The organism is Arcanobacterium bovis (assembly GCF_004331995.1).
GTDB classification, from domain to species: Bacteria; Actinomycetota; Actinomycetes; order Actinomycetales; family Actinomycetaceae; genus Arcanobacterium_A; species Arcanobacterium_A bovis.
Genome location: NZ_SJDT01000012.1, coordinates 1 through 9,152 on the forward strand (window position 1 = coordinate 1; position 9,152 = coordinate 9,152).

Consider the following 9,152-nt stretch of genomic DNA (forward strand, 5'->3'; position numbering starts at 1 on the left):
GATTGCGTCGCGGATGAGGTCTTTGCGGAATCCTGACCAGTGGCTGGTGCCGGAGAATACGACGGGGGCTGTGTGGTGGCCTAGTGCTTTGAGTAGGTCGATGTCGTGTGGGTTGCGGGTTAGATTGATTTCTTGATATGCAACACCTGCTTGATCGAATTGACGTTTTGTTGCTGCGCACTGCTCACAGTTATCTTTTGTGTAGATGGTGATCATTGGGTTTCCTTAAGCATCTTGTGATGACGAATAGTCGAAATCTGAGTGGTCGTGCTCGTTTTGATGAGTCGGTTTGTGCATTTGGTTTGCGCGCTCTTTACGGATTCGTGTGCGCAGGTGTGATGGGATGGGGAACTCTTTTTTGAGTTCTTGCTGTGTCATTCCAAGGTTTTCGAGCGCGCTAAATTCCTCAATGAGTTCGTTTTCAATGTGCGCATGGGAGTCAAGAAGTTTTTCAAACCGGGCGAGACTTTTTGCAATTTTCGCAAGCCGTTCGCGTTCATTGCGTAGGTAGGTTGCTGAACGGCTTTCGGTGCGCTGCATTTCTGGGGTCATCATGATTTCCTTTGAGATTTTGGGATTCATGATGAAAGAACTTCGTTTCAATTCTACACCTTTCGTCGGTGCGATCTGCAAGGCATGATCGCACCGACGAAATCGTCGTTTCTAAAGTTGATCCTCTTGTTCTGCACAATGAATGTGCAGAATCTTCCATTCCATGCCTACGAGACCGACGGCACGAGGGGCGGTACTCGCCCGTCTGCGACGGTCTCGCAAGCAGAGCATTTTTGTACAAACACGTTTGTCCAAAATGCGCTATGATTATGGGTATAAACCCAAACCCTTTAGGAGGAGCGGTGGACAAACCACCTAGCCTCCGGGATGAAAACTCGCTAAAGACAAGGCGTACCATTCAAAAGCACTTGTTTTTCACCGTCGAGGAATGGGACAAGGTAGCACGCCGATTATCACGTGTTGGGGAGACGAATTTTTCTAGGTTTACCCGCCAGCTTCTTCTAACGGGGCGCGTTGTTTTTGATGATCGTCGAGCACGTGTCAATGAGATTCAGCGTCAGTTTAGTGCGGTGGGTAATAACATCAACCAGATCGCAAAACAGGCTAATACGCAGAATTTTGCGACGTTCGAGATGGTTAGCCAAGCGCTGGCTTTGTTAGAAGAAGTTCAAGAAAAGATCAATCTTGAACTGGAGTCTCTTAATGGCAGCCGTGAAGTACAAAGCCGCGCACTCGAGTCTGAAGAAAACAATTGAGTATGTCATTAACCCTGATAAGACCAATAACGGGCTATTAACGTACTCCAATTGTGGTGTTCCGTTTCGGGCAGAGAGCATTGAGCGTGGGTTTGATTTCACTAATGCTGAAGCTGAGGCACGTAGAACAGTTGGCAAACCTGGAACAATTCTTGCCTACCATGTCATTCAGTCTTTCAAGCCCGGAGAAATATCTGACCCGCTGATCGCTCACAAGATTGGTATCGAGTTCGCGAACAAGATTACCGGAGGTAATCATGATTTTGTGATTGCAACTCATACGGATCAGCAACACATTCACAATCATATTCTGTTTAATCCTGTTAACCGTGTGACGTTCAAGCGCTACCGGACGGTTGCTCATAGTAAGGCACGTAAATGTGACTATACATGGCGAAAGTTTTGCAACATGTCAGATGAGTTGTGTCGTAAATATGGTTTATCGGTCATTGACAATCCTAGCCGTACAGCTGAAAAGATCGGTGAGATTTATGCTCGTGCAGAGGGGAGGTCAAAGAAGTCACGGCTAGCCAAATTGATTGATTTGGCCACGCGAGAGGCTTACTCGTGGGAAGGATTCGTTACTCAGTTACAAGAGCGCAATGTCGCAGTAGAAATTAACGGTAACGATATTGTCTTCTACGCTCCTGACATCATTGGACGCGGCATGCGTGGTAGAAAAATTGGGGCACCCTATACTGAGCACGCATTAATGGCGCGTCTGGGACGCACTGAAATGAATGAGTATATTGTCGCTAACAGGCTTATTCGCCCTTGGTCTCAGACACATATGCGAATCCAGCTACCTGGCTCGCATCCGCCGCTTTTCATTGCTGTTGATAAAGATTTTGTGATTCAGCATTCGAATAATTGGCGTCTTTTCCTTCCTGTCCACTTTGCTACTGAAACATTCGATTTAGCACGCAATGTTGCTCAAAGAGTCGATGCTGAAAGCTTGTATAACTATTTCTCGCGTCCCACCTTGAATCCAAATGTTTCGATCCAAGCGCATCATTCTTTGGATATGCAGCGTGGTAAGACGGACGCTCAACGACGTTATTACGCAGCGATCGATGCCAAGGTCGAGAAAATCCGCTTTGACATGGATGTAACTAATCTTCTTGCCAAGTATTCGGCAAGTGCTAACAAAGCTGAGTTCATTAATACGCTTAAACAGCATAAGGCTCAATTGGAAAACGACATTCAACGGCTTGTTATTGAACGTCAAGAACGTCTTGATCTTCGACAGAAAACCCGGGACATCAACGGGCAAATCAACACCATGCAGCGCACACTGCGAACCCTTAATCGGGTTATTACTCAGATTCAGAAGGCCAACACTCCACCTCTGAAAGAAAATCCTGAACAAAAAGGAGGGTCGCGATGATTATCGCGGATGACATTATTAATCAAGCAGTCATGACTTATGGGCGCGGAGCGATTCAATTCACAAGTCATATCAGTGGAAAAGTCACCAAAAAAATTCTACTTCAATCCATCACCTTAGCGTTGCTAACCATAAAGCATACGCCGGGGCTGCCTGGTTCCCCAGATCGCGGACAAATGACGTTGCGACGGTTACAGAAGAACGCGGGAGGAGATATTCATCCAGTCGAGATTTCACAGGAACTCAAAGACGACGTTGCACAATATTTGCGCAGGAAAGGAGTTGACTTTGCCATTGAGAAAGCGCCAGATGGTTCACACTATATTCATTTCAAAGGATCAGATGTTTCTATTGTCGAGCACGCCTTGAAACAAGTGAAAATCAAGCTCAAGCTGACCGACAATATAGAACTCGACCCTCAAGACAAACAGGAAGAGCCTGCACAAGATATACAAGAGAAGAACCTTGGTGACGCTGAGACAAATCCTGACATGCCTGTGATCGATGGAGATCAATTAGAAATTACAGGTGTTGAGGAAGTTACCCCTCAACCACAAATGCAAAACATTAACGACTGGATTCCACAAAGTATGGCTGATCAGCTTAATGGTAAACACTATGAGCGTGCCGTTGAACTGGTTAATGATGCACATAGCCAAGGTTGGAAAGCGTCGTTCGTGAAAAATGAACTAAGCGCACAGCCGTGGAATCCGGAACAAACTAACAGCGGTGGGCTTGTGATTTACCGGCTAAATTCAGTACTTTCAAAGCCGCGCCCGTTGAGTCGTGAAGAACAGCTGAGCGCGAAGCAGCAGATGTTAGCGGATGCCGAAAAGGATCTGCAAGCCATCATTGACGGCACCAGTGAGCTAACGCCACGTGAGCAATGGATCCGCGTCAATAGCCTGGCAGACAAACCAGACATTGCTGCAGCCCATAACGAACTGCTGTATAAAGCTATCTGGAAAGTCGAACATCCTGATGAGCTTCCATCTATTCCCGAAGAAACCCTTGACGAGGATACGTGGGAGGAACTTTGGAAACCCGAGAATGTTCAGCACATGGTCGATACTCCGCGGCCACAAACCCGCAAAGAACTCGCGCAAGCAATCGAAACTACAGCTCAAACAAAACTTGATATGAGTGAACCAATCCATGAGCATGTGGCGCACAAAGGACTATCACGATGAAGCAGCAAGAAGAAGTCATTGTTGGAACCAATCCTGGTTGCGGTCCATGCATTGCAACAAAAAGATGGCTGGCGAAAAACTCTATCTCGTTCCGAGAAGTAGATCTACAAAGCTCTTTTGGCCAAGAATTAGCATCGAAAGCGATAAAGGCAGGAATGAAAACCGCCCCAGTCATATTCACCACAAGCTATGAGCCACTATTTTGTGGATTTCAGCCCACTAAGCTCGCACAACTCCGGCCAGTAATAACACCGACCCCAGGACAAACTGTCCAGGTAAGCATTAACCGATAAGCCAGTGTTGTCCTGGCGTCAATTTTACCTGTCGCCAGGACAACACCCTAGAAAGTTTAATGATGATAGAGCAAAGAGACCTGCAAATAATTTACACCTATGAAAAATCGGTGGCTAGGCATCCGGGATGTGTGAGTTACGACGGTAAACGATTCATACCTCATGATCCTGCTTTCAACTACAGTTTCTATGCCAGAAAATGCGCACAATATCTTACTTTTGGCAAACAAGTTGATCAAGTGATCAATGGTGATTCGGTGCCAATCAGCCATAGTGTGCTTGTACGTCCCAATACTCCTGCGCTACTACAATCGTTGGGCTTCGCTGACCTTCCGATGCTCCACACGTACAGGCATCTACGAGACGAGCTTCATCCTAAAAGCGACGCAAACTCCCACTGGCATGGGCTAACAGGTGAACAAGTGAAAGCTATACCAGAACTACTTGAGACTCCCGTAATTGTGATGGAAAGTCTCAATGGCTCAGGCGCGATCGTTTGCGTTCTTGATATATACGACCAAGACCGTGCCCCAATCATTTTACCGTTCAAAAAATCAGGACAAGGTTTTTATCAAGGGCAAGAAATACTAAGTAATTTCATCCTATCCATCTATGGCAAGAGCGGAATCGAACAATATATACAACGAGCCATTGACCAGCAAAAACTGCTATATGTGGATCAGGAAAAGATAAGAGGGTTTGCGTCGCTGTCCTTGCTCCAATTGCTCGGTACGTTCGCAAACCCTGCCCCCAGTATAGCGCTTAGTTCCCAAGCAAGTCAAAGTTTCTACCGTCCCACCAGCCGCCAAGAATTAGCTGAAGCAATAAACGATAAAAGCTTAAATCGCGTTGGTCAAGATAAGAAATCCCTCCTGCGCGAGCAAAGGAAGAATCGATGAACCACATATTCTTATATGGAACACCAACTGGACATACATCAAGTGGAATTGGCATCGACGATGGCCAGCCTCTCTTAACCTTTATGCTGAAGCACACCGTCGCTGATCAATTCATGAACACAAAGATTCATATTACAGGAGATCTCGCGGAATATGTTCAATCCTCAATTATTCTTACTCCCGAGACACCGCTGTTGATTTCCGGGGAACTTATAAGCGATAACCAAGAATACCTCGTCCACGTCCACCACATCGCTCTTGACTATTTCCCGCAATGGCAAAAACTTGGCAAGGATGACCATGACTAACGCTGTACTTGCTAGTATTCACGCCGACGATAACGCTGCTTACGTAGTATTGAACAGGTATCTATCCGTGCATGGAGTTTCATCAGTCCTATCGTCTCCTCAAGACGCTGCAGCTGCCTTTCGACGGCTCACTTCCGGAAAACATGGAACACTCTTTTCGACACCGGATTTTACTCTACTCGCCGATGCGGAACAGATTGCAGACTTTGTGCAAACTGTTCTGTCAAAAACCGAATCAACAAATAAAACGACGCCACTACCGCAGCCAGAAAATACAAGTATTGACAGCGTGGACGCTGCAATTTTGTTACCTCCTGATCGGCCACCAACACGTCGTGATCTCGCTCGATCGATTCAAGCTATGGCCATTAACAAACAAGGAGTATAAACATGAAGAATATCAACCGCATCGTAATCCTCATTACCCTTGTTATAACGTTTTGGGCAGGTGATAAGCTCACCTTTCAAATCCGCACAATGGTTATAGCTGGCCATGATCCTTTCGACATCATTAATCACGTGCTCGACGATTTCAACCTACCTTTACACTTATCCCTACACACAACAGATCTTGTCGCAGGACTCGCTCTTGCTATCATCGTTGCTCTCACTTTTCTATATCGTCACACCATGCGCAAACAGCTCAGGCCAAACGAAGAACATGGCTCCGCACGTTGGGCAAAACCGAAAGAAATCAGCAGTTTTGCCAACAAGGAAAGACATCAAAATATTCTTTTTGCCAAAGATGTAGCACTCAATCTTGACTCACGAGCAACACAATGCAACCTCAACAGCATCACTGTAGGAGGGTCAGGCTCAGGCAAATCTCTACGTTTTGTTGGCCCGAACCTCAGACAGGCAAATACTTCTTTCGTTGTCACCGACCCCAAAGGTGAACTCCACCGATACCATGCAGATTTCTTAAAAAAGCAAGGCTACCAAGTCCGACAACTCAATCTCATAGACTTTGCGTCTTCCCACTGTTACAACCCACTCAACTACTTCAATCCAACCCAGCCAGAAGTGGACTGCATGATTCTCACTGACAACTTCATCGTAAACACGTCAGGACGGCAACCAGCAGGAACTGATTCCTTTTGGGAAAAAGCTGAGAGAGCTTTACTCAACGCCCTCATTTCTTACGTCTATTTCACTTCATACGAAGAAAAACCTGCAACGCTCATCACCGTTATCGATTTATTAGCTCGTATGGAAGCATCAGAAAAAGACGAAAACATGCAATCGTATGTCGATCTTCTCTTTGAGTCCGTCAGCGAATGGATCGCTGCCTATGACCAAGACCCCGACAAACACCTTTGGAGTGAGGAAACAACCAGCGCAATTCAAGGACTACGATTTTCATATTCCCAATATCGCACCTATATTCAAGGAGCAGGCGAGACACAGAAATCAGTCATTATCTCGCTCGGGGTACGAATGGCACCATTACATATGAGTTCTCTACGTAAGGTGCTGTCGACCGACTCAATCGCTATTGATCGTCTTGGAGTAGAAAAAACAGCACTGTTCCTCATTATCCCCGACACACACTCAACATTCTCTTTTCTCGTATCCATCCTCTACGAACAGCTATTCGAAAAGAATCTCTACATCGCTGACCATCTTCCTAATGGGCGGCTACCTCACCAGCTCCATTGCATCATGGATGAGTTCGCGAATATTGGTAAAATGCCAAGTTTTGAGCGGAAAATTGCTGTCATGAGAAGTCGTGCTATCAACGTTTCGATCATCGTACAAAATCTTGCCCAAGGAAAAGCCCTCTATAAAGACCATTGGGAAACAATTATCGGTAACTGCGATAGCCTTTTGTTTCTTGGTGGCAATGAAAAATCGACCACCGAATACATTTCAAAAATGCTGGGCAAACAAACCATCCACTCGATCGATCATTCTCAAACACGAGGAAGAAACGGATCTTGGAGCGAATCTGACAAGACACTTGGACGTGAACTACTGACGCCAGATGAAATCGCTACACTCCCAACAGGAAAATGCTTATACTTCCTGCGCGGAATGCATCCATACATGACAGATAAGCTCGACATCACCAAATAACAGGAAACTATGACCATGAAAAAACTCCTGACAACACTCTTTACCGCGTTGGTGCTCGTAGGGGGAGCCACGTTTCTTTTGCACACCCCGCAATCAACCAGTGGTGATCGCCAGCATGATAGCGTGTCTTCGACCCAAAGTGATGCTCTGACAGCGCTTAATTCTCTGCCGGTTAAAGGACGTGCACCGAAAACCGGATACAGCCGTGCACAGTTTGGCCAAGCATGGGCTGACGTCGATCACAACGGCTGCGACACCCGTAACGACATTCTTAGACGCGATCTTACCGCCGTCACTGTGCGCAAGGGTGGCTGCGTCGTCCAGTCTGGACGGCTTGTAAGCCCGTACACCGGGGAAACAATAACCTTCCGGCGGGGAAATCAAACATCAGAACTCGTCCCGATCGATCACGTTGTCGCGTTGTCTGATGCGTGGCAGAAAGGCGCACAGCAACTCTCCTTGGATGAGCGTACTGCTTTGGCCAACGATCCTCTCAATCTCTTAGCCGTGGACAAGGCGTCGAATACACAGAAAAGTGACGCCGACGCTGCCACATGGCTACCACCGAATAAATCCTTCCGGTGCGATTATGTTTCCCGGCAAGTTGCAGTGAAAGCTAAATATCGCTTGTGGGTAACACCTGCAGAAAAACAGGCGATCACCTCGGTGTTGCAGGGTTGTTCTAAATAGAAGTCATTTCATTGCGTTCACGACGATTAATATGATCTTCGTAGTGAAATCCCATGCTTACGATGAACGTTATAACTGCAGCGAAAACCGCCCACGTCTTATCTTGGTGGGTGTTTTCAAAAGTCATGAGGTAAGCGATTACAGACCAGCCAAGTGAGAATGCTGGTGCGAGAATCCAAAAACCGATTTTTGTGGTCAGAACGCTGAGCATAATGGCAAAAGCAATGACGCCGACGATGATTCCATACACTGGATGCCAGTGGGTGTAATCGATTAATAATAATCCGCAGCCAACGCCGATAATAAAACTTTCCACATACAGAAGGTGGCTAATTATTTTAAGCAGCAGGGCGAAAAAGCCGAGGCAAGCAATAATTAACAGTGGCATTTTGACTCCTTCGTAACACCATGTGCTGATGGAATCGATTATAAAATATGGTTCCTGCCAAAAACCGTTGCCATCACAAAAGTAAACTCTATTATCCTTCACCAACCAAGGCTTTGGCTATTCGTCCGGATGAGAGTATGAGGAAGATGAAGAATATTGGTGCGATGACTAGTTGTGGGATGGATTTAATAAGCGTTGCGGTGATGTTTTGGCCATCAAGCGTCAGGGGTTGCATGGAGTCTATTTGGAAGAATGAGTAGATGGCTAAACAGAGGATGATGGCCACGCCATGCAAAACAACCGATCCGTATTTGCGTAAGTATCCGACGGCAATACTTTTTGTTTCTTCATGGCCAAGGAATGCTACCGGTAGTGTGGAAGCGGCTGTAAGGATATACAGTTCAGCAAAGCGCACAAAGACGAGAATGCTCACGAGAACGCTGCCTGCCAGGCTGATGAGCCAGGGCACGAAAAGAACGATGACGCACAGGAATGCTCCTGCAGTGTTCATGTCTTGGATCGCGGACTGTACGTCTGGTGGGAGTTCGCGTACTTGTGGGTTGGCTGTTTGCGGGGCAATGGTGATGATTCCTTTAATGATTTCTTCACCGATAGCGTTCATGACGCTGAGTATCAGGTCAATGTGTTGGATC

Annotated in this window: 13 protein-coding genes; 9 read left to right on the forward strand and 4 right to left on the reverse strand. The window is 46.5% G+C overall.

Going from position 1 to position 9,152, the window contains the following annotated elements; genetic code table 11:
* On the reverse strand, window positions 1-216 hold a 216-nt coding region (gene nrdH / locus EZJ44_RS08435; RefSeq protein WP_131282492.1), incomplete at its 3' end, for a glutaredoxin-like protein NrdH.
* Window positions 217-225: 9 nt separating this feature from the next.
* Window positions 226-603 (reverse strand): hypothetical protein, encoded by a 378-nt coding sequence (locus tag EZJ44_RS08440; RefSeq protein ID WP_131282495.1) that lies wholly within the window; start codon window positions 601-603, stop codon window positions 226-228.
* A gap of 251 nt (window positions 604-854) precedes the next feature.
* On the opposite strand from EZJ44_RS08440, the gene EZJ44_RS08445 reads away from it, so the two are divergent.
* From EZJ44_RS08445 to EZJ44_RS08485, 9 genes are read left to right on the forward strand one after another with little or no spacing between them, the layout of a single operon-like run.
* Window positions 855-1,268 carry a plasmid mobilization protein gene (locus EZJ44_RS08445; protein ID WP_165496165.1) on the forward strand — a complete coding sequence of 138 codons (414 nt, stop codon included), beginning with the start codon at window positions 855-857 and terminating at the stop codon, window positions 1,266-1,268.
* Complete coding sequence (locus tag EZJ44_RS08450; protein ID WP_131282501.1) at window positions 1,216-2,655, forward strand: relaxase/mobilization nuclease domain-containing protein; 1,440 nt, start codon at window positions 1,216-1,218, stop codon at window positions 2,653-2,655. Before EZJ44_RS08445 ends, EZJ44_RS08450 begins: the two co-directional genes overlap by 53 nt.
* On the forward strand, window positions 2,652-3,845 hold the full coding sequence (locus tag EZJ44_RS08455) for a PcfB family protein (protein WP_131282504.1): 1,194 nt from the start codon (window positions 2,652-2,654) through the stop codon (window positions 3,843-3,845). The genes EZJ44_RS08450 and EZJ44_RS08455 overlap by 4 nt, the downstream gene beginning before the upstream one ends.
* Complete coding sequence (locus EZJ44_RS09030) at window positions 3,842-4,138, forward strand: glutaredoxin family protein (protein ID WP_131282507.1); 297 nt, start codon at window positions 3,842-3,844, stop codon at window positions 4,136-4,138. The genes EZJ44_RS08455 and EZJ44_RS09030 overlap by 4 nt, the downstream gene beginning before the upstream one ends.
* 59 nt (window positions 4,139-4,197) lie before the next feature.
* Window positions 4,198-5,037: a MuF-C-terminal domain-containing protein gene (locus EZJ44_RS08465; protein ID WP_165496166.1), complete on the forward strand. Its 840-nt coding sequence runs from the start codon at window positions 4,198-4,200 to the stop codon at window positions 5,035-5,037.
* Entirely contained in the window at window positions 5,034-5,345 is a 312-nt protein-coding gene (locus EZJ44_RS08470) for a hypothetical protein (protein ID WP_131282513.1), read from the forward strand. The genes EZJ44_RS08465 and EZJ44_RS08470 overlap by 4 nt, the downstream gene beginning before the upstream one ends.
* The gene (locus EZJ44_RS08475; RefSeq protein WP_131282516.1) at window positions 5,338-5,733 is read left to right on the forward strand and encodes a hypothetical protein; all 396 of its coding nucleotides are present in this window, start codon (window positions 5,338-5,340) and stop codon (window positions 5,731-5,733) included. Before EZJ44_RS08470 ends, EZJ44_RS08475 begins: the two co-directional genes overlap by 8 nt.
* Window positions 5,734-5,735: 2 nt before the next feature.
* Window positions 5,736-7,421, forward strand: a complete 1,686-nt coding sequence (locus tag EZJ44_RS08480; protein WP_131282519.1) for a VirD4-like conjugal transfer protein, CD1115 family — start codon at window positions 5,736-5,738, stop codon at window positions 7,419-7,421.
* 15 nt (window positions 7,422-7,436) lie between these two features.
* On the forward strand, window positions 7,437-8,111 hold the full coding sequence (locus EZJ44_RS08485; protein ID WP_131282522.1) for an HNH endonuclease family protein: 675 nt from the start codon (window positions 7,437-7,439) through the stop codon (window positions 8,109-8,111).
* Here the strand turns inward: EZJ44_RS08485 and EZJ44_RS08490 are convergent.
* Together EZJ44_RS08490 and EZJ44_RS08495 are read right to left on the reverse strand one after the other, a co-directional pair.
* On the reverse strand, window positions 8,104-8,499 hold the full coding sequence (locus EZJ44_RS08490) for a hypothetical protein (protein ID WP_131282525.1): 396 nt from the start codon (window positions 8,497-8,499) through the stop codon (window positions 8,104-8,106). The genes EZJ44_RS08485 and EZJ44_RS08490 overlap by 8 nt on opposite strands.
* 91 nt (window positions 8,500-8,590) lie before the next feature.
* A partial coding sequence (locus EZJ44_RS08495) for a type IV secretion system protein (protein ID WP_206661892.1) occupies window positions 8,591-9,152 on the reverse strand: 562 nt, incomplete at its 5' end.

Coding starts and splice junctions, on each gene's coding strand:
- EZJ44_RS08470 (WP_131282513.1), top strand. CDS start 5,034: ATGAACCACATATTCTTATATGGAACACCAACTGGACATACATCAAGT.
- EZJ44_RS08450 (WP_131282501.1), top strand. CDS start 1,216: ATGGCAGCCGTGAAGTACAAAGCCGCGCACTCGAGTCTGAAGAAAACA.
- EZJ44_RS08490 (WP_131282525.1), bottom strand. CDS start 8,499: ATGCCACTGTTAATTATTGCTTGCCTCGGCTTTTTCGCCCTGCTGCTT.
- EZJ44_RS08485 (WP_131282522.1), top strand. CDS start 7,437: ATGAAAAAACTCCTGACAACACTCTTTACCGCGTTGGTGCTCGTAGGG.
- EZJ44_RS08455 (WP_131282504.1), top strand. CDS start 2,652: ATGATTATCGCGGATGACATTATTAATCAAGCAGTCATGACTTATGGG.
- EZJ44_RS08465 (WP_165496166.1), top strand. CDS start 4,198: ATGATGATAGAGCAAAGAGACCTGCAAATAATTTACACCTATGAAAAA.
- EZJ44_RS08475 (WP_131282516.1), top strand. CDS start 5,338: ATGACTAACGCTGTACTTGCTAGTATTCACGCCGACGATAACGCTGCT.
- EZJ44_RS09030 (WP_131282507.1), top strand. CDS start 3,842: ATGAAGCAGCAAGAAGAAGTCATTGTTGGAACCAATCCTGGTTGCGGT.
- EZJ44_RS08480 (WP_131282519.1), top strand. CDS start 5,736: ATGAAGAATATCAACCGCATCGTAATCCTCATTACCCTTGTTATAACG.